Raw genomic sequence first — 22143 nt, 5'->3', positions numbered from 1 at the left:
ACAGACAAACACGTTATAAAGTGCACTGTCACCGTAATTCCAAATCTGCATGGATCGAAGCTGGATTGACTATTTTAGCCCATCAGAGACCATCCGGCGCGTTACGATTTCGGTGATCGTCCGATTCTCCACCGATCCGTTTGTCGCCGTCGTCTCCAACTTCGTTATCTTGGTCCGCCGACGCACTACTCCGGCGGAGTCCACATCGAACGTGATCGCTATCGTCCCGGAAACCTTCTCACTCGATCGCGCGCGCAGAGCATCAGCTAACGTCAGTACCTTCTTGGTAATCTCGGCAACAACAACATCCGACTCAGCTTGATCCCGACGCACATGCTCAGGATCGACTGACATTTCTCCGATAAAAGTAGAACCGTTGGATCCAACTGAAGTCTTTTTGAGTGTTGTCGGCTCGGACGCTTGAGGATCGTTATATATTGCGCCGTCCCGAAGATCATTCGGCCTCAGGTCAAATGCCTCAATGCTTTGAAGCGTCGATTGCGGATCGCATTCGATTTTAAAAGCGTTCCATGTGAAGATCCAATGGCCACAAGCGGCGCGTGTAAGTCCGGCCCTCTTCAGCCAGCCGTCGATCCGTTCCTCCAGTTCGGGACCGTTGAGCAACTGCGTCGGCCCGGAAAACGGCCTGAAGATGCGCACGGGAAACTGCCAATTACTAGTGCGGTCCTCTGCCGTGGCGTCCTTCGAAAGGTCATATTCAAGTTCCAGACCGTCGCTGCGAACATTAAGCACCCGCTCTACTAACGTGTCTCGATCAGTGGAACCGCTGGTCGATCCGTTACTGTCCTTTTGAGCAGACTCTGCGTCCCTGCTAATCTCGTAAACAACGCCAGCCCGATCGCTGCTGAGCGCGCCCTGCTGGGGGGCGGCCATCCCCGGCGAACCTGAACCGATATTCGCCGCCAGCAGCAAGATGGCTTTCGCACCCAAAACCTGTCTGGCAAACTGCATCAGTGCCCCTTTTCAGTTCTGAACCGCACTATGCCGCAACAATCAGCCAGAGAGAATGGCGGACGGGCGGCGATTGACGCTGTGTCGTGAGAAGCCGCCGGACGGCAAACACCCCTCACTCGTTGTCCGCCTTACCGCCCAACCACGAATTACGGTGCGAATTACGGTGACAGTGCACTACTTTCTTCTTGCCGCTCGCGGTCTTCCAGCCGCGCGGAAGATATCAAGCCAGCAGATGCGCCAGCAGGGCGCGCAGTTGGGCCGGTTTCAGCGGCTTGCGCATCAGCTCGATGCCGGCGGCGCGGGCGGCTTTGGCGACCGTCTCCGAACCGTCGGCGGTGACGATCAGCGCCGGCACGGCGCGGCCGAGATAATCGCGGACCTCGGCGATGGTGGCGGTGCCGAGGTCGCCGCCGTCGAGATGCTGGTCGGCGATGACGATGTCCGGCACCCAGTCGGTATCGCCAAGCATGTCGAGCGCGTCACCGGTCGAGGTGGCGGGGCGCACCAGGCATTGCCAGCGCTCGAGCAGGGAGGTCATCGCCTGCAGCACCTCGATGTCGTTCTCGACCAGCAGCACCTTTGTGCCGAACAGGCCGTAGCCGCGCGGCCGCTCCATGTCGGCGGTGCTGGCGATGGCATCGACGGTGGCGCCGATCCCGACCGGAACGTCGATATGGAAAATCGTGCCATGTCCGACCTTCGACGAAAACGTGACGGGATGGCCGAGTGCCGCGGCGATGCGGCGCACGATCGCCAGCCCCAGCCCCAGCCCGCCGCCGGCAAGCGCTGCATCGGCCGAGATGGTGCCGCGGTGGAATTCCTCGAACACGGCTTCGCGCTGGTCGTCGGGGATGCCGCAGCCGGTATCGGCGACGTCGATGCGGATCGTGTCGCCGCGATGCCTGGTGCCGACCAGCACGCCGCCGGAGCGGGTATAGCGCAGCGCATTGGAAAGGATGTTCTGCAGGATGCGGCGCAGCAAGGTGCGGTCCGAACGAACCAGCGCGTTGACCGGCCGGAACTTCAGCGTCAGCCCTTTCATCTCGGCGACCGGCTGGAAATCCGAACGCAGCGACGAAAACAGCGTCTCCAGGCTGACATCGGCGATGTCTGGCTGCACGACGCCGGCATCGAGCTTGGAAATGTCGAGCAAGGTGCGGAGCAGGTCCTCCATCGTCTCCAGCGACCGCTCGACCTGGCGGACCAGGTTTCTGCCTTCCTCGCTGGTCTGAACCTCGGCAAGCGCCGACACCGACAGATGCGCGGCGTTCAGCGGCTGCAGCACGTCGTGGCTGGCGGCCGCCAGGAACCTGGTCTTGGACAGGTTCGCCAGCTCGGCGTTTTCTTTGGCCGCGTTCAGGTCGATGTTCGACTGCTCCAGCCGGCGCAAGGTCGAATGCAGTTCCTCGGTGCGATTGCGCACCCGGTTCTCGAGCGAAATGGCGGTCTGGAACAGCGAAAAGGCATTGCCTTGCTGGTCCATGGAACGCTCGACGCGGCTGATCAGCGCCGCGTTGATCTTCTTTAGCCTTTCCAGGTCGTCGATGTCCCTGAGCGGCATCCCGGATTTCCTACTCCGCCGCTTCGGCCGCCTTGCGTTCACCGAAGGCGATGCCGGTGAAGGTCTGGTTCAGATGCATCGACCGGTACTGTTCGCCATAGGTGCTGAAGCCGATGACGTTGTTGACCTTGTAGAGTTCCGAAATCTCCCGAAAGACCTGGCGGTTGCGCGCGTCGAGCCTGCGCAGCACGCAGTCGAAACCGATGATCATGTCGATGCCGCCCAGCCTTTCGCCGACGTCGCTGAGCGCGGCGCGGGTCGCCTCCACCATGTCCTTGGGCTGGGCGACGGCAAGCACGACGCCATCGTCGATGGCGCAGAAGAACGACAGCGAGCCGTCCGCGTGCATCTTCTGGATCGAGCGGCAGTAAAATTCGCCGCCGACCTTCACCACCACCGGATGCGAGGCAAAACTCAGTGGCGTCAGCATCTGCGCGACCATGCCGACCGCCGCCGCATATTCCTCGGCGGCGTTCATGGCGTTGAATTCCCGCACGATGCGGCGATCGGGATCGGACGCCGTCACCACCAGCTTCTCGTCGGTGGGGACGAAATTGTCGGTCTTGAACACGTGGAAAGGAATTTCCGTGGTGATCAGCACGATGATGGCGCTGTCGGAGGTAACTTTGCCATTCGAGATCAGCCGCGTCGTCTCGAATTTCAAATCATCGCCGGCGGACCCGCCGATCAGTGGAATATCGTCGAGCCCCCAATGGATGGCGGAGGTCACCGCTTCTTCGGCATAGGACAGCCCGTCGATGAAGCAGAGCGCAAAAGTGGTGTCGGCTCGCTCGTGCCCGATGCGCCCGCGTAACGAACGCCTCAGCGCCTCGACTTCGCCGGTGATCCCGTCCATGCCTGATGAGGACAGATTTTCGACCATGGTGCTGGCTGCCGAAAACGATGCGGAGGGAAGCAACATAGCCAGGATCTGGCCTCCCTCCAGGCCTTTGGGCGTAATCTCGCCGGCCGTCGAGCAGCCGGCATAGTCGAGCGCCGGTGCGTGGGTCTTCAGCGCTTCCGACAGGGCGACGGCCTCGATGAGGCTCTGCGAGAAAAACAGGAGGGCGAACCCGGCATCGATGGCCACGGCTTCCGCTGCCACCGCCCGGGCGAACGCATCCGCGTCGGATTCGTCGGTGGTGAGCACCGACAGGCCGCATGCATAGCGCGTCCGGGAACTGGCCAGCGGCTTCCTCCTACATTTCCTCCGACGCTCTTTTTGTGCGCGTCTGGCGCGCCGGCGTCGAAGTCATTGTTGTCTTGAAGCGGCGCTTTGGCAATGAGCCAACATGACGGATCTGAGGTTTCTGCTATTTTTGACGGCATCAACGTTCAGAAACTTCAGATCCAAAACCATACTGGAAGAGAGCGTGATCCATGGAAACACAGGTCAGGAAGTTGTTCGAAAGGTACGAGCAGCTTTTCCAGAAATCTCTCGCCGGCCATGCCGATATGGATGAAGTCGCATCGGTTTATGCCTCCGCCTTCATCGCGGCGTCGCCTGCCGGCGTCACGGTCGGGAAGAACGACGACCAGTTCAGGCAGTTTATCGAACAAGGCTATGCTCATTATCGAGCGATCGGCACGAAGGAGATGCGAATACGGGATGTTCGCATCTCGCCGATAGACGAGCATCATTGTGTTACCCACGTCGCCTGGACGTCAACCTATACCCGCAAAGGCCGACCGGACGTCTCGATAGATTTCGATGTCCACTACCTGGTGCAGAAGCTGGACGAAGAGGCTAAAGTATTTGGGTGGGTGTCAGGCGACGAGCAGGAAGTTCTCAGAAAACACGGCATCGGCTGAAATCGGCCTGCCGCCCCAGCCGCTCATGGCCGGAAGGGCGACATCGCACAGCGATCGAGTTTTCGCTTCGTTGCACCGTTACCCTGCCTTTGCGTGACCGAAAGTACAATAGGCGGATTTTCGGCCGAACTGCATTCTCGCAATCTCGGCGTTCCGCGGCACTTTTTCTCCGTGCTTTATGCGGTATAAGAATAGCGGACAGACGGAGGGCTCGGGCACCACCGACGCCAGAACGACCAAGATAATACCCAGGGAGGTTTCATGTCGGACATTTCGTTGACGGTCAACGGAAAGCGGGTCAGCGGCGTCGCCGAAGACCGTACGTTGCTGGTTCATTTCTTGCGGGAGACACTCGGCCTGACCGGCACCCATGTCGGCTGCGATACCTCGCAATGCGGCGCCTGTGTGGTCCATGTCGACGGCAAGGCGGTAAAATCCTGCACGCTGCTGGCGGTGCAAGCCTCCGGGTCGACCATCGTGACCATCGAAGGCCTGGCGGAAGGCGTCGAGCTGCATCCGGTGCAGGCGGCGTTCAAGGAGCATCACGGGCTGCAATGCGGCTTTTGCACGCCGGGCATGATCATGGCGGCGGTCGACATGATCAAGCGCCATCCCGAAGGCCTCGACGAGGCGACGGTGCGCGCCGAGCTCGAAGGCAACATCTGCCGCTGCACCGGCTACCACAATATTGTCAAGGCGATCCTGGCTGCTGCGGGCGGCGAGGTCAGGCAAGCGGCGTGAGAGAGAGAGTGAATAGTGAAGTGGTGAATAGTTAGTCAGTACTCGGCAGTTGCAGGCCAAGACGAAGATCCGATCTCACCATTCACCATTCACCATTCACTATTCACATCACTTCGGAATTCGGGAGGAATTTCTGCGATGGGCATTGAAGGTATTGGCGCTCGCGTAGCGCGCAAGGAAGACAAGAGGTTCATCACCGGCGCCGGCCGTTACGTCGACGACATGGTGGTTCCCGGCATGAAGCACGCTTTCTTCGTGCGTAGCCCGCACGCGCATGCAGCGATCGACAGCATCGACGTCAGCAAGGCGAAGGCGATGCCGGGCGTCATCGGCGTCCTGACCGGCAAGGAGCTCAAGGCCGACGGCATCGGCAATCTCATCTGCGGCTGGATGATCCATTCCACGGATGGCACGCCGATGAAGATGGGCGCGTGGTCGCCGCTGGCCGTCGACCGGGTCCGCTATGTCGGCGACGCGGTCGTCGTCGTGGTCGCCGAAACCAAGGGCCAGGCTCGCGATGCGGCCGAAGCGGTCGATATCACCTACAAGGAGCTTCCGGTGGTCGTCGAGGCTTCCCAGGCGCTCGAAAAAGGGGCGCCGCAGATCCACCCGGAAGCCGAGAACAATCTGATCTTCGACTGGGAGCTCGGCGACGGCAAGGCAACCGACGCAGCGATCAATTCTGCCGCTCACGTCACCCGCATGAAGATCGTCAACAACCGGCTGGTCCCCAACGCGATGGAGCCGCGCGCGGCTCTTGGTCATTACGACAAGGCCGAGGACCATTACACCTGCTGGACGACGTCGCAGAACCCGCATCTTGCCCGGCTGGTGATGAGCGCCTTCTACAACATCGCGCCGGAAAACAAGCTGCGCGTCATTGCGCCTGACGTCGGCGGCGGCTTCGGCTCGAAAATCTACATCTACCCGGAAGAGATCGTCTGCCTGTGGGCATCAAAGAAAACCGGCGTGCCGGTCAAATGGGTGGCCGACCGCACCGAAAGCTTTCTCACCGACGCGCATGGCCGCGACCATGTCTCGACGGTGGAGATGGCCTTCGACCAGAACAACAGGATCACTGGGCTGAGGGTGGACACGATCGCCAATCTCGGCGCCTACATGTCGCTGTTCTCGTCCTGTGTGCCGACCATTCTTTACGCGACGCTGTTGTCGGGCCAGTACGATATTCCGGCGATCCATGCCAATGTGCGCGCGGTCTACACCAACACCGCGCCGGTCGATGCCTATCGCGGGGCAGGGCGCCCGGAAGCCACCTACGTGCTCGAACGCACGATGGAGACGGCCGCCCGCGAGCTGGGCGTGTCGCCGGCGGAACTTCGCCGAACCAATTTCATCACCTCGTTTCCGCATCAGACGCCCGTCATCATGAACTATGACGCCGGCGATTATGCCGCGTCGCTGGATGCGGCGATGAAGGCCGCCGACTATGCCGGCTTTGCCCGGCGCAAGGCGGCGGCCGCCGGCAAGGGCAAGCTGCGCGGCATCGGCATGAGCTGTTACATCGAGGCCTGCGGGCTTGCCCCATCAGCGGCGGTCGGTTCGCTTGGCGCCGGTGTCGGCCTGTGGGAATCGGCCGAGGTGCGCGTCAACGCCGTCGGCACCATCGAGGTGCTGACCGGCTCGCACAGCCATGGCCAGGGTCATGAGACAACCTTCGCGCAGCTGGTCAACCAACGCTTTGGCGTGCCGATCGACAGTGTCTCGATCGTGCATGGCGATACCGACAAGGTGCAGATGGGCATGGGCACCTATGGCTCGCGCTCCGGTGCCGTCGGCATGTCGGCCGTCGCCAAGGCGCTCGACAAGGTCGAGGCCAAGGCCAAGAAGATCGCCGCACACCTGCTCGAGGCCGACGAGGGCGACATCGTCATCGAAGACGGTGCGTTGAAGGTCACCGGCACCGACAAAAGCGTGCCCTGGTTCCAGATGGCGCTTGCCGCCTATACCGCCCACAATCTGCCGGGCGGCATGGAGCCTGGGCTGAAGGAGACGGCATTCTACGACCCGTCGAACTTCACCTTCCCGGCCGGCTGTTATATCTGCGAGGTCGAGATCGATCCGGAAACCGGCACCACCGAGATCGTCCAGTTCGTCGCCGCCGACGATTTCGGCAACATCATCAACCCGATGATCGTCGAGGGCCAGGTGCATGGCGGTATCGCCCAGGGCATCGGCCAGGCCCTGCTGGAAGGCGCCTACTACGACGCAAGCGGCCAGCTTCTGACGGCGAGCTACATGGACTACACCATGCCGCGCGCCGCCGACCTGCCGTCATTCAATGTGTCGACCTCGAACACGCCATGCCCCGGCAATCCGCTCGGCATCAAGGGCTGCGGCGAGGCCGGCGCCATCGGCTCGCCGCCGGCAGTGATCAACGCCATCACCGACGCCATCGGCATCACCGATCTCGCCATGCCGGCATCGCCGGCGACGGTCTGGGCGGCGATCCGGGCGGCGGCGAAACAGTGAGAAACAGAAGTGAATAGTGAATGGTGAATGGGAAGACGAACTCGGCGCCAACCTGACCATTCACTATTCACTATTCACTATTCACCTTTTAGGGGAGAATCCCATGTATCCAGTCACCTACCACCGCGCCACCTCGGTCGCCGATGCGGTCCAACTGCTCAAGAGCGGCGATGCAAAGCCATTGTCGGGCGGCATGACGCTGATCCCCGCGATGAAGACGCGGCTTGCCGCACCTTCTGACCTCGTCGACCTGTCGCACATCAAGGAGCTACAGGGCGTCAAGGTGGCGGGCAGGACCATCACCATTGGCGCCGGCACGACGCATTACGACGTCGCCCGCGATAAGGGGCTGAAGCAAGCCTGTCCTGCCTTGGCCCACATGGCTTCGCTGATCGGCGATCCCGCCGTTCGCTACAAGGGCACGATCGGTGGCTCGATCGCCAACAACGACCCGGCTGCCGACTATCCGGCGGCCCTGCTGGCGCTGGGCGCGATCATCGTCACCAACCAGCGCGAGATTGCCGCCGAGGCGTTTTTCACCGGCCTGTTCGAGACGGCGCTGGAGGAAGGCGAGATCATCACCGCGGTGACCTTCACCGCGCCGGCCAAGGCCGCCTATGAAAAGTTCCGCAATCCGGCATCGCGCTATGCGATCGTCGGCGTCTTCGTGGCTAACGGCGATGACGGCGTCCGCGTCGCCGTCACCGGCGCCGGCGACAGTGGCGTCTTCCGCTCGAAGGAGATCGAGGCGGCACTTGCCGCAAGCTTCGAGGCCTCCGCGCTGGCCGGCGTTAAAGTCGCGGCGGACAGTCTGATGAGCGACATGCATGCGTCGGCCGACTACCGCGCCAACCTGATCGTGGTCATGGCCAAAAGGGCGGTGGCTGCCGCCAACGCCTGAGACTACAGACCGTCGGTTTTGGGGAAGGGGCCTTGACGGCCCCTTTTTGTCATCCCGCATCTTGTTCGTGCAATACTGCAAGGCGTGTCGTTATCTCGCACTTGCACAAAGTTCTGGTGCGCTGCAATATCGCTGGAGGAATGCGGCCTCCAGTCCGCCTTTCGCAGGTTCAACGAAGGGACCGGCATGACGGACATCTCCGCGACGCGCCTTATCGTGTCCAGGCCTGTCGCCGACACAGCGTCAAGAGCGAGGCTTGCCTATCTCGACGGCTGGCGCGGCCTGTCGATCGCACTGGTGCTGATCGGCCATTTCTTTCCCGTTCCCGGCATCAATCTCGGCGTCCTGGGCGTTGAATTCTTCTTCGTGCTCAGCGGCCGGCTGATGGCTGAGATCCTGTTTGTCGAACACTATCCGTTGAAGAAATTCTTCAAACGCCGGTTCTCCCGCATCTACCCGGCACTGCTCATCTTCGTCGTCGCCGCGATGATCGCCTTGTCCGGCACATTCATCGCCTTCAAGTGGAAGGCGGCGCTGACGGCGCTGACGTTCAGCTACAACTACGCCGGAATTCTCGTCACCCGCGCGGGTGCGCTCGACCATATCTGGTCGCTCTGCGTCGAAGAGCATGCCTATATCATTCTGGCGCTGATCAGCGTCGTCGTCTGGGGGCGGTCCCGCGTCATCATGCTGCTCGGCGCCTTGTCGCTGCTAGCCATGGCGAACGGCGCCATCTCCTACTGGGTGTTCGGGATGGGCTACGAGGACACCTATTGGCGCACCGATGTGCACATCGCCTCGATCCTGCTGTCGGCGGTGATATGCCTGCTCAAGGCCGACGACAGGCTGCCGGGGCTGCTTAAGGGCCCGCATGTCGCCCTGGCGGCGGCTGTCGTGGCTGTGCTCCTTTTCATGGCTGCCGTATCCACCCCGATCCACTATCTGGTTGCGGTGCCGCTATTGGCGCTGGCCGTCAATTCGCTCGACTTCGGCAGCCGGTACCTGACCGAGTTTCTGTCCTCCCGGCCGATGACAATGCTGGGGCTGTGGTCGTATTCGCTCTATCTTTGGCAGCAGCCCTTTTACCAATTCGTCGACACACAAGGCAGTTCGCCGCTGCTGATGCTGGCCGCGATGTTCGCTTGCGCGCTGTGCAGCTATTACATCGTCGAAAAGCCAGCCCGCTCCTGGCTGAACCGCAATTGGTAGGGTGAACAGCGCCCGCCGTTCAGCCGGCGATCCGTTTTAGATAATAGCGCACCGCCTTCTTGCCGCCGTGGATTACCGCGTCGCCCACTTCCACAAAGCCGAGTGCCGCGTGGAAGGCGTCCGACGCCGGATTGGGTGGCTCGGCATTGACTTCGCAGGTGACGATCGCCTGGCCGGCGCGCATGGCGTGGTCGAACAGATCCTCGTACAGCCGGCGGGCATGGCCGCGGCCGCGCGCTTTGGCGCCGACCACGACGCGATCGACGTAGACGAACCGCGGATAGCGCTCGTGAAACCACAGGAAGTTCGGGCTGTCGTAGCTCGCGTCCTGGTCGAAGGTCATGATGAAGGCATCGAGCGCACCGATACGGCGCGCGTAAAACGCTTCGCCGAGCAGGAAGGAAAGGCGCTCGGGTTCGAGCCAGGACAATTCGGCAGCGTGCTCGTTGTTGAGCGCGAGGATTGCGGGCTCATCCTGCGGCGAAACTCGCTCGATCGGCAAACGCATTTTGATCATGTTTTTCTTCGATCTTCCAGGATCATGTCCGGGCAGCCGCGATGGTCGCCGCCACCAGCGCTTCGTCGGTCACGGTGTTGCGGTATTCGCGGTCGAGGTCGGTGCCACCCATGCCGACTTTCGGGTTGCGGTAGCGCATGGCGCTCGGCACGTCCTTGAGCGCGGCAAAGTGCATCTCGCTCACCCCGGTTCTCCTCCGCACCTCGGCGATATTCTCGGGGGCAAGCCCGCCGCAGCCGAGGATGATGATGCGGTCGCCGGCCTGTCTGACAAGATCGGCGAGCAGGGCTGCGCCCTCGAGCGCCGTGTCGCGCTGGCCGCTGGTCAGTACGCGGCCGACCTTGCAGCGGATCAGCGCTTCCAGCGCCTCTGTCGGGTCGCGTGTCATGTCGAAGGCGCGGTGGCAGGTGACGTTCAATCGTCCCGCCGCCTGCACCAGTTCGCTCATGCGCTGCTCATCGATAGTGCCGTCGGCATCGAGGCAGCCGACGACAACACCGGCAACGCCGAGTTCGCCGAGCGCGCGGACATCGGCGAGCATCGAATGATATTCGGCGTCGCTATAGAGAAAATCGCCGCCGCGCGGCCGCACGATGACGTGAGACGGGATCGTCGCCAGCTCAAGCGCCGTGCGCACGGTGCCGAAGCTCGGCGTGATGCCGCCTTCGATCAGGCTGGCACAGAGCTCGACGCGGTCGGCGCCGGCCGCTTGCGCGGCCAGCAGGCCGTCTATGCCTTCGACGCAGATCTCGATCAGCGGCAGGCGAGGGCGTTCGGTCTCGGTCATGAGGGATCCGTTGATGATTTCAGATGGCCAGCGGTAGCATCGGGCCTTGTGCCATGAAAGCCGGAAGTGTTGGCTCACCAATACGCCGCGGCGCTTGCTCCTGCCATTCCGACGCTTGACACATTCATAACTCCAGAGTTATACGTTACTCATAGCTCGCGGGTTATTGGTTTGGATGCCGCTACGCCGAGCTGACCTGCCCGCTCTGGCGCCACAAGGCGACGGGCGAATTGACAGAATCCGACAAACCGAAAGCCGAATGTCCGGCTTGCGAAGACACGCGTGAAGGAGACCATTATGCAAGCACGATTGAAAAACCCGGTGATGCTCATTCCCGGCGCCCTGCAGGCGCTGCTCGCTTTGGACAAGTCGACGGAAACGGCTGACCTGTCCTATGTGACGCGCAAGCTCGTCCATTTGCGCGCCAGTCAGATCAACGGATGCAGTGTCTGTATCGATATGCATGCGCGCGAATTGAAGAAGGCCGGTGAAAAGGATGAGCGCGTCTTCACCGTGTCCGCCTGGCGGGAAACACCTTATTTCACCGACGCCGAACGCGCTGCGCTGGCGCTGACCGAGGCGGCAACCCGGTTGGCCGACCGGCCGGACCCGGTGCCGGATGCGGTCTGGGATGAAGCCGCCCGGCACTATGACGAAAAGGCGCTTGCCGCCCTGGTCGTCCAGATTGCCCTGATCAACGCATTCAACCGGCTCAACGCAACTACCAGGCAGATGGTCGGCGCCTGGGGCTGAGCGGGTCTTGGCTCGTGCTGTGGCGGTTCTCGCAACGCCACATCAGATCCGCAACTTGTGAGAATTCGCGCGCACGAAGTCGATGAAGGCCCGCAGCTTCGGTGGTACGAGGCGGCGGCTGGGATAATAGAGATGAAGCGGCTCGTAAGCTGGACAGAAAGACTCCAGCACCTTGACCAGCGCGCCTGAGGCGAGAAGCGGCGCGGCGAGGCCTTCGACCGCGAAGGCGAGGCCAAGCCCTTGCGCGGCGGCGGTAATGCACAGCGGAAGCGTGTTCACGACCAGACATGCGTCCGGCGTGAATGCGACTTCGCGTCCATCTACCGTGAACTCCCAGGGCGAAATCGCGCGGGTGCGGGTGAGGGCGAATGCGATGCAGCGATGAGCGGCGAGGTCGGCCGGCCGCTTCGGCGTGCCGTTGCGCGCCAGATAATCAGGGCTCGCCACCACGACCATCTGCAGGGGCCGGCCCAGACGCGCGCCGATCATATCTTTTTCGAGAAGCTCGCCGATGCGCAGGCCGGCGTCGAAGCCCTCGGCGGCAATGTCGACGAAGCTGTCGTCGAAGATCAGATTGAGCCGCACTTCGGGATAAGCATCCATGAACGGCCGCATCAGCGGCTCGATCAGCAGCGGAGCGGCGATCCACGGCAGGCTGAGCCGCAGTGTTCCGGCGGGACGATCGCGGCTCTCGCGCAGAGCCGCACCAGCCGCCCAGATGTCTTCGGCTGCCGGGCGCACACGGTCGAGGTATTGGGCACCTGCTTCGGTCAAGCCAACGCTGCGGGTCGTGCGGTTGAGAAGCCGCACTCCCAGACGCTCCTCGAGCCCCTTGACGGCCTCGCTCAACGAGGCCGGAGCGACGCCGAGCTCGGCGGCGGCGCGGGTGAAGCTTTTGGCCTCTGCAACCCTGACCAAGGCGACGATGCCGCTGAACTGGTCGAGGCGCATTGTAAGGACTTTCCAAATAGCCCTGTCGAACTCTACGGGTTTTTCCGGCGAACAAAAAGCCTCATGTTGGGCTCGACGAATGCGCCTCGCTGTTGCGATGGCTCGAATAGTCAAGGAGACAGGACCATGACCAGGCTCGCTTCGCTCGCCGCAGGCGCTCTCTTGGCGGTGTCTGCCGCCTCAGCGAATGGCGGCCCGCAGGAAGACAGCAATATCCAACTCGTCAAGGACTACTACGCAGCCTACGCGACCGGGAACCCGGAGGCCGTGCGGCCCTTCCTCGCGCCCGACATCGTGTGGCGCATTCCCGGCCATCATCCGCTCGCCGGCGACAAGCGCGGGCCGGACGAGGTGGTCGCCTTCTTCCGTGGCTTGGCCGACGGCAAGTTCAAGGCCGAGCCGATCTTCTTCCAGGCGCAAGGCGACCTCGTCGTCGACATTCATCGCGGCTGGTCGAATGTCGGCTCAGGTCCCGAGATCGACCAGCTCTACGCGCTGATGTTTCGCATCAAGGACGGCAAGATCGCCGAGGCACAGAATTTTTTGACCGACATGTACCAGTCGGACGCCTTCCACTGGGCGCATTACCCGCTGAAGCCGTTGCCCGGCCGACTGGCCGGTGAGCGCTGAGAAGGTGGCTTTTCCGATTCGATTGCGCCCCGCTTCGCTCGAAACCAAGGGTGACTCCAATGCTCAAAACCCTCACACTTGCCGCAGCAATAACCGTGGCGCTCGCCGCCTCCAATGCCGTCGCCGCACCGCGCGTCAAGCGCGTCATTTTCGCCTCGCACGGTGAGCAGATCGTCGGCGAGCTCTATCTGCCAGAGGATCTGGACGCGGCGAAACCTCGGCCCGCCCTGGTCGTGACCGGCGCCTGGATGACGGTGAAGGAACAAATGCCGGCCCGCTACGCCCGCGAGATGGCCGATCGTGGGTTCGTCGCCTTGACCTTCGATTTTCGCGGCTGGGGTGAAAGCGGCGGCGTGCGCCGCCAGTACGAGGACCCCAACGCCAAGATCGCCGACATCGAAGCGGCGGCCGCATATCTCGCGACCCGGCCCGAGACCGATCAGGACCGCATCGGCGGGTTCGGGATTTGCGCCAGCTCCGGCTATATGGTCACCGCCGCGGCCGAAAACGCCGCGATCAAGTCGGTCGCCCTCGTTGCGCCCTGGTTGCAGGATGCCGAAGTGGTCGAGCAGACCTATGGCGGCAGGGACGGCATCGCCAGGCTTGAGGCCGCGGGCGACGCGGCCGCGGCCGAGTATCGCCGCACCGGCAGACAGGCGTTCTTGCCCGCCGCGAGCCTGACCGACGAGCGCGCGATCATGTTCAAGGTGCCTTATTACACCCAGCCCGATCGCGGCATGATCCCGGCCTGGCGCAATGAGGCCGATCCGGCCTTCTGGCGCGGCTGGCTGACGTTCGACGCGATCCAGGCGGCTCCGCGCCTGCATCAGCCCTTTCTGATGGTGCATAGCGAGGCGGCTGCCATCCCGCAGGGTGCGCACAAATTCTACGCGCGGCTGACCAGTTCCAAGCAGGAGCTGTGGCTCGACAAGGTCACTCAGTTCGATTTCTACGATCGTGCCGCGCCGGTGAAGGCGGCGAGCGATGCCGTCGCCGCGCACTTCCGCGCGACGCTGGGCGGTGCAGGGGAGGCGGGACAATGAGCCTCGTCACCCGGCGGCATATCTTCGCCTCAGCAGTGTCCGCGACGATGATTTCCGCTGTTTCGGCGCCCGCCTTGAGCGCCTCGGGAGATGCGTTGACGGCCGAAGACAGGATCGCGATCGCCGAGGCAATTTCCGGGATCGGCCTCTATGCCGACCTGCGTGAATGGGGCCGGGTCAAATCCTATTTTGCGGCCCGCGTTACGACCGACTATACGAGCCTTTTCGGCGGCGAGGTGGCGATCAGCGACCGCGACGCGCTGATCGCCCAATGGCAAGGGCTGCTGCCGGGCTTCGACGCCACCCAGCATCTCATCACCAACATCACTGTCGACGGCGGGGATAACAATGCGGTTGCACGCAGCCATGTCCGCGCAACCCACTGGATCGGCGCCCGGTTCTGGACGGTGGGCGCCAGCTATCTCCACCGGCTGGTGCGGACGCCGGAAGGTTGGCGCGTCAATGCCATCTCCATCCGCCCCTTGTACGAGTAGGGGGATCGAGCCGTGCTGGCCGCCGCTGCCGACCGGGCGAATGCGAAGGCTAAGTGAGCATTCGGATCTGCATGCCCAGCCGCATGGCGAGGTCGCTCGGAGTACCATCAAGGCGAATATGATCGGAATGTCGGGGCAGGCTTGGCGCATGCGGCATTAGTGCCGCCAACCGCGGAGACAAGACATGACCCTTTCACTGCAGGAGGTTTCGGATCGGCTTGAGATCGAACAGCTGTTTGTTCGCTATTGCTACGCCGTGGACGATCGCGACTGGGAAGCCTATCGGAAAATATTCACGCCCGATGCCGTGCTTGACGACATTGTAACAGGTGGAATCAGGAGCGGTGTGGATGAGCATGTTGCTTACATGAAGGGCGCCCTCTCGAAGATATTGATCTCGCAGCACGCCATTTCGACAATCCTTCTTGATCTCCGAGGGGATGAGGCCAGCGCGCGCGTGCATTGTTCATGCCCGATGGTGGTCGACCTCGGCGCAGGCAAAAAGCAGGTCTTCTTCCAAGGGCTCTGGTATCGCGACCGCGTCGTGCGCACGCCCGAGGGCTGGCAGATCAGTGAACTCGTCGAGGAAGGCTATTGGAATCATAATTTGCCGGAGGGGTTCGCGTTCTGATGTCTGTGACGCGCTGTACTGGATCCCCCACGGACGCTGTGTTCAGAACTGACAATTACTGGCGCAACACCGTGTTTTTGGTGCCTTCTTCGACCTGATCGATGACCAGCAGCTTGACCGGATCGGCGCCGACATTGGTCGCTTGATGCCACTGCCCGATCATCTCCACGATGAAGTCGCCGGTCTGATAGGTAGTGCTCTTGCCGGTCTCGACATTGGTGACCTGAAGCGTGCCGGCCTCGACATAGGCATAGCGGGGAAATGGATGCTTGTGGACCGGCAAGGTCGCGCCCGGCGCGATCTCATAGGCCGAGACCAGGACCTGCACGTCCTTCTGCGGCAGCGTGATCGGCTGGCCGGACGCAGTCTCGGTGCGGGAGGCAAGCGGCGATACGACGACCGGCGTGCCGCTGCTGTCCAGCGCCTGGGCAGCCGTTGCCGACAGCACTGCCGCGAGCAACAGCGTCGATGCCAAGATTTTTCGCATGATTCCCCCCACCGAGCTGCGTCAGCATTGCGCAGCAAGCATTGGCGCGCAAGCTTGTCTGTTCAGGAGCGCCTAGCCTGCTCTTCTGAACATGCCCGGCGTCATGCCCCGCGCGGCCCGGAACGTACGGGAAAGATGGCTCTGGTCGGCGAAACCTGCCGCCATGGCGGCGTCGGCGAGGCCAAATCCCTGTTCGATCAGCGCGCTCGCCCGGCGCAATCTCCGGTCACGGATATAGGCCGCCGGCGTGAGGCCGATCGCCTTGTTGAAGTCCCGGATGACCTGGAACCGGGTCACGCCAGCCGCGCCGGCAAGCCGCTGAAGGTCGAGTTGCGAGCCAAGCTCGCCCTCCACGAGTTCCCGGTAGAGCGAGAACCTGCGTCGCGATCCGGAGTGTTCAATCTCTTCGGCCTGGCCGGTCGGGTCGCCATGACCAACAATGAGCCGCTTCAGTGCACCGAGCAGGGATGTTTCGGACGTCACTGCGTCACGGGATGTCGAGCCCTGATGTGCTGCCATCAACGCTGCGGCGAGAGCGCAGTCTTCGATGATCGCGCGTGAAAAAACCGGAGCGCCATCCCGGCCCAACTCGCGGGCGATCGCCGTCATCAGCGGCACCGAAGGATAAAAGGTCCGGTAACCCCAGCCTTCATCCGCACCGCGTTCGCCGTCATGCCACTCCTCGGGGTTGACGACGGCAATGGCGCCTGCCGGGGCGAGAACGCTTTGGCGTCCGATGCGAATACGCTCGCAGCCGGAGGTGATCAGGGCGATCACATAGGTCGGGTGCGTGTGCAAGTCGTAACGGTGCCGGGTGAAGCGCGCCTCGAACAGGCCAAGGTCGGGAAAGCACGGATGGCGCCAGTATTTCCCGGTCTCTGCCGCTTGCACGTCTTTCGTCTTAGCCATGGTCAATCCGGTTCAAGACGCCTCTCGTCCGGCTTTTTATGGTGGCAGGATCAAACCACGCCGTCCTTTGCCGGCATGGAAGGAGGTATCATGCATAATGACCCCATCGCCGCGCTGACACCAGAGGTCGTAGGCTGGCGGCACCATATTCATGCCAATCCCGAGCTCGGATTCAAGGAGTACGAAACGGCACGTTTCGTTGCAGAGAAACTGCGCTCGTTCGGCGTCGACGAAGTCCATGAGGGGATCGGCAGCACCGGGGTCGTCGGTGTCTTGCGCAGCGGTAGCGGCGCGCGCGCCATCGGCCTTCGCGCCGAGCTGGACGCACTTCCGGTGCTGGAGAAAACCGGCGTGCCCTATGCTTCGAGGAGAGAGGGCGTGATGCACGCCTGCGGCCATGATGGCCACACCGCCATGCTGCTCGGCGCCGCCAAGTTGCTCGGTGAGTCGCGCAACTTCGACGGCACCGTCACTTTCGTCTTTCAGCCGGCCGAGGAAAACGAGGGCGGCAGTATGCGCATGATCGAAGACGGCCTGTTCAAACGCTTCCCGGTCGAGGCGGTCTATGCGGTCCACAACTGGCCGGGCGTCAGGCTGGGAACGATCGCCGCCCGCGTCGGACCGCAGATGGCGGCCGTCGACAATTTCGAGCTGACTTTCGAGGGTTTTGGCGCCCACGTCGCCATGCCGCAGCTCGGCGATGATCCGATCCTGGCCGCGGGCGCCTTCGTGCAAGCCGTCCAGCGCATTGTCAGCCGTTCGGTCGACCCACAATCCGCGCTGGTCGTCAGTCTCACGCAGATCCATGGCGGCAATGTCGGCAACATCGTGCCGGGCAAGGTCTGGCTGCAAGGCACCTGCCGCTTCTTCGAGCCCGGACTTTCCGACCACTGCGAGACGCTGATCGGCGAGATCGCACAAGGCATCGCCGCCGCGCATTCGCTCAGGGCAAGGCTCGATTACCGGAAGGGCTACCCGTCGCTGATCAACACGGCGGACGCGACGGCCCGCACCATCGAGGCGGCGGCATCCGTCGTCGGCCGGGAGAATGTCTTGACCGCGTTCAGCCCGAGCCTTGGCTGCGAGGATTTCGCTTTCATGATCCGCGACGCCGGCGGCTGCTACGCGTGGATCGGCGCCGGCGAGGTCGGCCCGGGGGAAGGCCTGCACGGCGACCGCTACGTCTTCAACGACGAGATCGTGCCGACGGTGATGCGCTACTACGTCAATCTGGTCGAGCAGACGCTTTCCGGGAAGGCGCCTGAGATGGGGTGAAGACCATTTGTCTGGAAGGCCGCCAATATTCCTAAGCCTCGGCGAGCCCATTCAACGCAGAGGACATATCCACCAGCTCAAGACCCGCTATCGCAGGGCAATAGCGGGCCTAGTCCTTCACAGCAGTTTTTCCGGCGTGATCGGCAACTCCCGGATTCGCTTGCCTGTAGCGTCGAAGACGGCATTGGCCACCGCTGCGGCAACGCCGGTGGCGCCGAGCTCGCCGATGCCCTTGCCGCCAATCGGGCTTGCATGCTCGTCCACCTCGTCGACGAAGTGGATTATGATATCGCCGGGAATGTCGGCGTTGACCGGAATGGCGACCCCGGAAAGGTTCTTCGACAGGAACCGTCCAAGCACTGGTTCGTGCCTGCTCTGCTCCATCGCCGCCATGCCCCATCCCCAGATGATGCCGCCCGTCATCTGGCTGCGTGCGGTGCGGGGATTGACGATACGGCCGGCGCTGTAGCTGCCGATCGCGCGACGAAGCCTGAGCAGGCCGAGCCCCGGATCGACGCCGACCTCCATGAAGATCGCGCCGAAAGTGCGCATCGCAAGGCCTTTGCCATACTGCGCCGGATCGAACGAGCCGGAGCCGATGATCTCGCCGATGTCGGTATGACTCATCACGTCGGCGATCGTCTGACCGCCGGCAGCGCCCCTGCGGCGAATATGGCCGTTTTGCATCTCCACTTCGTCCGGCAGCAGATTGGCAAGACGGGCAAGCTGCGAACGTGCATCTTCGGCGGCGGCGAGCACTGCCGCGCCTACCCCCATCGTCGATGATGAGCCATAGGTCGGCCCCGCCTCCGGCAGCTGTGTATCGCCCATTTCCAAGCCCACCTTCTCCATCGGCAGGCCCAGCACGTCCGCCGCGATCTGCGGAAAGATGGTGAGTGTTCCGGTTCCTATGTCCTGGGTGCCGGTGCGGATGAGCACCGTGCCGTCCCTGCGCAACCTGACTTCGGCCGCAGGTGTCGGGTTGCGAAAACAGCCCATGCTGCAGGTCGCCATGCCATAGCCGATCAGCCAATCGCCATCGCGTTGCGGATTGCGCGGCCGCTCGCGCCAGCCGAACAGGCGGGCGCCTTCCTCATAAGCTTCGCGCAGCTTCTTTGACGACCAGGGCTGGCCCGTTGCCGGATCCGTATCCGCATGGTTGACCAGACGCAGGTCGAGCGGATCGATGCCGAGGCGGTGAGCGAGCTCGTCCATCGCGCTTTCGAGCGCCCAGGTGCCCGGACCCTCGACCGGCGCGCGCATCGGCGTCGGCATGGCGACGTTTGCGCGCTCCACGCGCTGGCTGAGACGCATGGCCGGCGTGGCGTAGAGACCCTTCGAGGCTTCGGTGGCGAACTCGACGAAATCGTCGCTCACGGTGGTCAGGTTGACCACGTCCTGTTGCACGGCGGTCAGCTTGCCCGACCTGTCCGCTGCCAGCACGATCTTCTGTGCCATGCGCGGCTGGTAACCGAGGCAGGAATAGGCATCGGCACGGCTGAGCGCCAGCCTGACCGGCCGCTCCATAATACGCGCCGCGGCGGCGGCCAGCACCTGATGCGGCCAGATCCACCCCTTGCCGCCGAAGCCGCCGCCGGTATGGCGGGAAATCACGCGGACCTTCTCGGCCGGCATATTCATGCGGGCGGCAAGCACCTGGCGGACACCATAGACGTGCTGCGTGGCGTCGTGCAGCGTCAGCTCTCCGTCGTTCCACTCGGCGAGCGTTGCCGAGGGCTCCATGGCGTTGTGATGGCGCGACGGTTGCAGGTAGACGGCTTCGACCGTGGCGGCCGCTTTCGCAATCCCGCCGTCGACATCACCTTTCGAAAACGTCGGCTCCAGGAACAGAAAGCCGCTCTCCCTTGGCTCGACAGCAGCCTTGTCGATGGCGGTCCACTCCGGCCGTGTCGGCAACTCCGGCTCGGCGAACTGGTAGCGCAACGCGACGCGGCGGGCTCCGGCCTCCGCCGCCTCCAACGTCTCGCCCAGCACAATGGCAAGCGGCTGGCCCTCGTGACGTATCTCGTCGCTCTGCATGGGCATGAAGCTCTGCGCCGCCGGCGGTCCTTCGGCCTGTTGCATGTCCGTATCGGGTTCGGCCCTTGGCGATGCGAACTGGCCGAATTTGGGCATGTCCTCATGCGTGAGCACACGCACGACACCTTCCTCGGCGAGCGCGTCGTCGACAATGATCGACGTCACGCGGCCGACGGGAACGGGCGCGGTCACCAGCACTGCATAGAGCAGATCGGGGGTGGAATAGTCGGCCGCATAGCGGGCGCGGCCGGTAACCTTGACGCCGCCGTCGGGGCGGGCAACTGGCTGGCTGATCGTCATGACGGCATCCTCGCTGCTTTTTCGATCGCCCGCAAAGCGGCGGTCTTGGCCAGTTCGACCTTGTAGGCGTTCTGCGATAAGGGACGCGCTTCGGCGAAGGATTGCGCGATGGCGGCGCTCAGGGCCTCGCGATCGCCGATTTCGGCACCGGCGAGCCGCTCCTCGGCGGCGCTCAGGCGCCACGGCCGCAACGCGACGGAACCCAGCGCCAGGCCAGCCCGACGGATGGTTCGGCCGTCCATCTCCAGCACCGCGGCGGCGGAGACGATGGCATATTCGTAGGATTCGCGCTCGCGTACCTTTAGATAGGCCGATCGCGGCGCCGGTGCCGGCAGCTCGATTGCCGTGACCAGTTCGCCTTGCTGCAACACATTGTCTGCCTCGGGCCGCGAGTCGGGAAGCAGGTGGAATTCCGCTGCCGGAATGCGCCGGCCGCCGCTGCGGTGCGCGGTGACGATGACCGCATCAAGTGCTGCCAGCGCCACCGCCGGGTCGGATGGCTGGGTGGCGACGCAATCCTCGGTCCAGCCGAATATTGCGTGATTGTCGTTGATGCCATGCAATGCCGAGCAGCCGGAGCCGAGCTCACGTTTGTTGCATGGCAGCTGCTCTTCGGCGCGGAAATAAGCGCAGCGTGTCTTCTGCAGCAGATTGCCGCCTATCGTTGCGAGGTTTCTCAACTGCGGCGACGCCGCGTTGAGGATCGCCTGGCTCAATACGGGATAGTCGCGCATCACCAGCGCATGCTGCGCGACATCGTTGAGATGCGTCAGCGCGCCGATCTTCAAGCCGCTGCCGGGCAGTGCCTCGATCTGATCCAGCCCATCCAGGCGGGAGATGTCGATGATCCGCGTCGGCTCGGCAATTCCAAGGCGCAGCCAGTTGAGCAATTCGGTGCCGCCGGCGAGAAAGGCGCTGTCCGGCGCTGCACCGGCCGCGATCGTTTCGCCCAGGCTATCGGCGCGCGCATAGACGAATGGGGTCATTGGGCTGCCCTCCCAGCCGCTGCGCGCACCGCCTCGACGATCTGCGGATAGGCCGAGCAGCGGCACAAATTGCCGCTCATCCACTCGCGGATCTCCGCGTCGGAGCCGGTATGCCCTTCCTCGATCAGCGCCGCCGCCGACATCACCTGTCCGGGCGTGCAGAATCCGCACTGGAAACCATCATGATCGATGAACGCCTGCTGCACGGGATGAAGCGCATCGCCGTTTGCCAGGCCTTCGATCGTCGTGACCTCGCGTCCGTCGGCGGACACGGCAAATATCATGCAGGCATTCACACGCCGTCCGTCGAGATGCACGGTGCAGGCGCCGCACTCGCCGAAATTGCATCCCTTTTTCGTTCCGGTCAGATGAAGCCGCTCGCGCAACAGGTCGAGCAGCGTGACGCGGGGATCGAGATCGGAAAGGGTGTGGTCCTCTCCGTTCACCCGCAACCTCAGTAGGTGCCGATCGTGGAAGTTCATTGGGGGTACCTCGAGTGCACATGCCGTCCTAGCCACATGGACTCGTCCAGCAAGCAGCCGCCCACCTTCGAGGCGAAATAGGGCGGTGGATTTCGGGGGAAAGGCGCTGCCGGTCCCGGAAGGCAAAAAACGCGTGCGTTTGAGATCCGCAGCGGAAAGGCTCCGAATG

At 63.1% G+C, this 22143-nt stretch carries 22 protein-coding genes; 11 read left to right on the top strand and 11 right to left on the bottom strand.

Annotation, left to right across the window (positions count from 1 at the left end; translation table 11 throughout):
• Positions 1–69 precede the first annotated feature (69 nt).
• From NKJ08_RS23610 to NKJ08_RS23600, 3 genes are all read right to left on the bottom strand, one after another.
• Positions 70–972, bottom strand: coding sequence for a hypothetical protein (locus tag NKJ08_RS23610; RefSeq protein ID WP_352783554.1), 903 nt, complete (start codon positions 970–972; stop codon positions 70–72).
• A gap of 223 nt (positions 973–1195) precedes the next feature.
• Complete coding sequence (locus tag NKJ08_RS23605; RefSeq protein ID WP_352526167.1) at positions 1196–2536, bottom strand: ATP-binding response regulator; 1341 nt, start codon at positions 2534–2536, stop codon at positions 1196–1198.
• A gap of 10 nt (positions 2537–2546) precedes the next feature.
• Positions 2547–3692: an FIST N-terminal domain-containing protein gene (locus tag NKJ08_RS23600; RefSeq protein WP_502895998.1), complete on the bottom strand. Its 1146-nt coding sequence runs from the start codon at positions 3690–3692 to the stop codon at positions 2547–2549.
• A gap of 224 nt (positions 3693–3916) precedes the next feature.
• Here NKJ08_RS23600 and NKJ08_RS23595 point away from each other — a divergent pair, with 224 nt between their 5' ends.
• The 5 genes from NKJ08_RS23595 (at position 3917) to NKJ08_RS23575 (ending at position 9689) form a co-directional block, all read left to right on the top strand.
• Complete coding sequence (locus NKJ08_RS23595; RefSeq protein WP_352783552.1) at positions 3917–4348, top strand: DUF6841 family protein; 432 nt, start codon at positions 3917–3919, stop codon at positions 4346–4348.
• A 261-nt stretch (positions 4349–4609) separates the two neighbouring features.
• A complete protein-coding gene (locus tag NKJ08_RS23590; protein ID WP_352526161.1) occupies positions 4610–5089 on the top strand; it encodes a (2Fe-2S)-binding protein in 480 nt (159 codons plus the stop codon).
• 138 nt (positions 5090–5227) lie between these two features.
• A complete protein-coding gene (locus NKJ08_RS23585) occupies positions 5228–7579 on the top strand; it encodes a xanthine dehydrogenase family protein molybdopterin-binding subunit (RefSeq protein ID WP_352526159.1) in 2352 nt (783 codons plus the stop codon).
• Between the two features lie 103 nt (positions 7580–7682).
• The gene (locus NKJ08_RS23580; protein ID WP_352526157.1) at positions 7683–8480 is read left to right on the top strand and encodes an FAD binding domain-containing protein; all 798 of its coding nucleotides are present in this window, start codon (positions 7683–7685) and stop codon (positions 8478–8480) included.
• Positions 8481–8666: 186 nt separating this feature from the next.
• Positions 8667–9689 (top strand): acyltransferase family protein, encoded by a 1023-nt coding sequence (locus tag NKJ08_RS23575; protein ID WP_352526155.1) that lies wholly within the window; start codon positions 8667–8669, stop codon positions 9687–9689.
• Between the two features lie 19 nt (positions 9690–9708).
• Here the strand turns inward: NKJ08_RS23575 and NKJ08_RS23570 are convergent, their stop codons facing one another.
• Positions 9709–10197: a GNAT family N-acetyltransferase gene (locus NKJ08_RS23570; RefSeq protein ID WP_352526222.1), complete on the bottom strand. Its 489-nt coding sequence runs from the start codon at positions 10195–10197 to the stop codon at positions 9709–9711.
• 31 nt (positions 10198–10228) lie between these two features.
• Positions 10229–10993 carry a copper homeostasis protein CutC gene (locus NKJ08_RS23565; RefSeq protein WP_352526153.1) on the bottom strand — a complete coding sequence of 255 codons (765 nt, stop codon included), beginning with the start codon at positions 10991–10993 and terminating at the stop codon, positions 10229–10231.
• Between the two features lie 297 nt (positions 10994–11290).
• Here NKJ08_RS23565 and NKJ08_RS23560 point away from each other — a divergent pair, with 297 nt between their 5' ends.
• Positions 11291–11746, top strand: coding sequence for a carboxymuconolactone decarboxylase family protein (locus NKJ08_RS23560; RefSeq protein WP_023720025.1), 456 nt, complete (start codon positions 11291–11293; stop codon positions 11744–11746).
• A 42-nt stretch (positions 11747–11788) separates the two neighbouring features.
• On the opposite strand, the gene NKJ08_RS23555 is transcribed toward NKJ08_RS23560, so the two are convergent.
• Positions 11789–12697 carry a LysR family transcriptional regulator gene (locus tag NKJ08_RS23555; protein WP_352783547.1) on the bottom strand — a complete coding sequence of 303 codons (909 nt, stop codon included), beginning with the start codon at positions 12695–12697 and terminating at the stop codon, positions 11789–11791.
• Between the two features lie 126 nt (positions 12698–12823).
• Between NKJ08_RS23555 and NKJ08_RS23550 the strand changes: the two genes are divergently transcribed.
• The 4 genes from NKJ08_RS23550 to NKJ08_RS23535 all read left to right on the top strand — a co-directional run bounded on the left by NKJ08_RS23550 (position 12824) and on the right by NKJ08_RS23535 (position 15495).
• Positions 12824–13327, top strand: a complete 504-nt coding sequence (locus tag NKJ08_RS23550) for a nuclear transport factor 2 family protein (RefSeq protein ID WP_352526149.1) — start codon at positions 12824–12826, stop codon at positions 13325–13327.
• 95 nt (positions 13328–13422) lie between these two features.
• Positions 13423–14370 carry an alpha/beta hydrolase gene (locus NKJ08_RS23545; protein WP_352526147.1) on the top strand — a complete coding sequence of 316 codons (948 nt, stop codon included), beginning with the start codon at positions 13423–13425 and terminating at the stop codon, positions 14368–14370.
• Complete coding sequence (locus NKJ08_RS23540; RefSeq protein ID WP_352526145.1) at positions 14367–14864, top strand: nuclear transport factor 2 family protein; 498 nt, start codon at positions 14367–14369, stop codon at positions 14862–14864. Before NKJ08_RS23545 ends, NKJ08_RS23540 begins: the two co-directional genes overlap by 4 nt.
• A gap of 184 nt (positions 14865–15048) precedes the next feature.
• The gene (locus NKJ08_RS23535; RefSeq protein ID WP_352526143.1) at positions 15049–15495 is read left to right on the top strand and encodes a nuclear transport factor 2 family protein; all 447 of its coding nucleotides are present in this window, start codon (positions 15049–15051) and stop codon (positions 15493–15495) included.
• A gap of 55 nt (positions 15496–15550) precedes the next feature.
• Here the strand turns inward: NKJ08_RS23535 and NKJ08_RS23530 are convergent, their stop codons facing one another.
• Complete coding sequence (locus NKJ08_RS23530) at positions 15551–15982, bottom strand: cupin domain-containing protein (RefSeq protein ID WP_352776020.1); 432 nt, start codon at positions 15980–15982, stop codon at positions 15551–15553.
• Between the two features lie 72 nt (positions 15983–16054).
• The gene (locus NKJ08_RS23525) at positions 16055–16891 is read right to left on the bottom strand and encodes an AraC family transcriptional regulator (RefSeq protein ID WP_352526141.1); all 837 of its coding nucleotides are present in this window, start codon (positions 16889–16891) and stop codon (positions 16055–16057) included.
• A gap of 90 nt (positions 16892–16981) precedes the next feature.
• Between NKJ08_RS23525 and NKJ08_RS23520 the strand changes: the two genes are divergently transcribed.
• A complete protein-coding gene (locus NKJ08_RS23520; RefSeq protein ID WP_352526140.1) occupies positions 16982–18166 on the top strand; it encodes a M20 aminoacylase family protein in 1185 nt (394 codons plus the stop codon).
• 117 nt (positions 18167–18283) lie between these two features.
• On the opposite strand, the gene NKJ08_RS23515 is transcribed toward NKJ08_RS23520, so the two are convergent.
• Genes NKJ08_RS23515 through NKJ08_RS23505 form a run of 3 tightly spaced genes read right to left on the bottom strand, consistent with a single transcriptional unit; the run spans position 18284 to position 21974 of the window.
• A complete protein-coding gene (locus NKJ08_RS23515; RefSeq protein WP_352526139.1) occupies positions 18284–20506 on the bottom strand; it encodes a xanthine dehydrogenase family protein molybdopterin-binding subunit in 2223 nt (740 codons plus the stop codon).
• Positions 20503–21492: an FAD binding domain-containing protein gene (locus NKJ08_RS23510; RefSeq protein WP_352526138.1), complete on the bottom strand. Its 990-nt coding sequence runs from the start codon at positions 21490–21492 to the stop codon at positions 20503–20505. The genes NKJ08_RS23515 and NKJ08_RS23510 overlap by 4 nt, the downstream gene beginning before the upstream one ends.
• A complete protein-coding gene (locus tag NKJ08_RS23505; protein WP_352526136.1) occupies positions 21489–21974 on the bottom strand; it encodes a (2Fe-2S)-binding protein in 486 nt (161 codons plus the stop codon). The genes NKJ08_RS23510 and NKJ08_RS23505 overlap by 4 nt, the downstream gene beginning before the upstream one ends.
• Between the last annotated feature and the right edge of the window lie 169 nt (positions 21975–22143).

Source organism: Mesorhizobium sp. M0244, assembly GCF_040321795.1.
In the GTDB taxonomy this organism is placed as follows: domain Bacteria; phylum Pseudomonadota; class Alphaproteobacteria; order Rhizobiales; family Rhizobiaceae; genus Mesorhizobium.
Note: the sequence above shows the minus strand (reverse complement) of the source record. Positions and strands in the feature narration are given on the sequence as shown.

Coding starts and splice junctions, on each gene's coding strand:
- NKJ08_RS23580 (WP_352526157.1), top strand. CDS start 7,683: ATGTATCCAGTCACCTACCACCGCGCCACCTCGGTCGCCGATGCGGTC.
- NKJ08_RS23610 (WP_352783554.1), bottom strand. CDS start 972: ATGCAGTTTGCCAGACAGGTTTTGGGTGCGAAAGCCATCTTGCTGCTG.
- NKJ08_RS23555 (WP_352783547.1), bottom strand. CDS start 12,697: ATGCGCCTCGACCAGTTCAGCGGCATCGTCGCCTTGGTCAGGGTTGCA.
- NKJ08_RS23505 (WP_352526136.1), bottom strand. CDS start 21,974: ATGAACTTCCACGATCGGCACCTACTGAGGTTGCGGGTGAACGGAGAG.
- NKJ08_RS23510 (WP_352526138.1), bottom strand. CDS start 21,492: ATGACCCCATTCGTCTATGCGCGCGCCGATAGCCTGGGCGAAACGATC.
- NKJ08_RS23550 (WP_352526149.1), top strand. CDS start 12,824: ATGACCAGGCTCGCTTCGCTCGCCGCAGGCGCTCTCTTGGCGGTGTCT.
- NKJ08_RS23595 (WP_352783552.1), top strand. CDS start 3,917: ATGGAAACACAGGTCAGGAAGTTGTTCGAAAGGTACGAGCAGCTTTTC.
- NKJ08_RS23605 (WP_352526167.1), bottom strand. CDS start 2,536: ATGCCGCTCAGGGACATCGACGACCTGGAAAGGCTAAAGAAGATCAAC.
- NKJ08_RS23525 (WP_352526141.1), bottom strand. CDS start 16,891: ATGGCTAAGACGAAAGACGTGCAAGCGGCAGAGACCGGGAAATACTGG.
- NKJ08_RS23585 (WP_352526159.1), top strand. CDS start 5,228: ATGGGCATTGAAGGTATTGGCGCTCGCGTAGCGCGCAAGGAAGACAAG.
- NKJ08_RS23540 (WP_352526145.1), top strand. CDS start 14,367: ATGAGCCTCGTCACCCGGCGGCATATCTTCGCCTCAGCAGTGTCCGCG.
- NKJ08_RS23515 (WP_352526139.1), bottom strand. CDS start 20,506: ATGACGATCAGCCAGCCAGTTGCCCGCCCCGACGGCGGCGTCAAGGTT.
- NKJ08_RS23570 (WP_352526222.1), bottom strand. CDS start 10,197: ATGCGTTTGCCGATCGAGCGAGTTTCGCCGCAGGATGAGCCCGCAATC.
- NKJ08_RS23535 (WP_352526143.1), top strand. CDS start 15,049: ATGACCCTTTCACTGCAGGAGGTTTCGGATCGGCTTGAGATCGAACAG.
- NKJ08_RS23575 (WP_352526155.1), top strand. CDS start 8,667: ATGACGGACATCTCCGCGACGCGCCTTATCGTGTCCAGGCCTGTCGCC.
- NKJ08_RS23560 (WP_023720025.1), top strand. CDS start 11,291: ATGCAAGCACGATTGAAAAACCCGGTGATGCTCATTCCCGGCGCCCTG.
- NKJ08_RS23590 (WP_352526161.1), top strand. CDS start 4,610: ATGTCGGACATTTCGTTGACGGTCAACGGAAAGCGGGTCAGCGGCGTC.
- NKJ08_RS23565 (WP_352526153.1), bottom strand. CDS start 10,993: ATGACCGAGACCGAACGCCCTCGCCTGCCGCTGATCGAGATCTGCGTC.
- NKJ08_RS23530 (WP_352776020.1), bottom strand. CDS start 15,982: ATGCGAAAAATCTTGGCATCGACGCTGTTGCTCGCGGCAGTGCTGTCG.
- NKJ08_RS23520 (WP_352526140.1), top strand. CDS start 16,982: ATGCATAATGACCCCATCGCCGCGCTGACACCAGAGGTCGTAGGCTGG.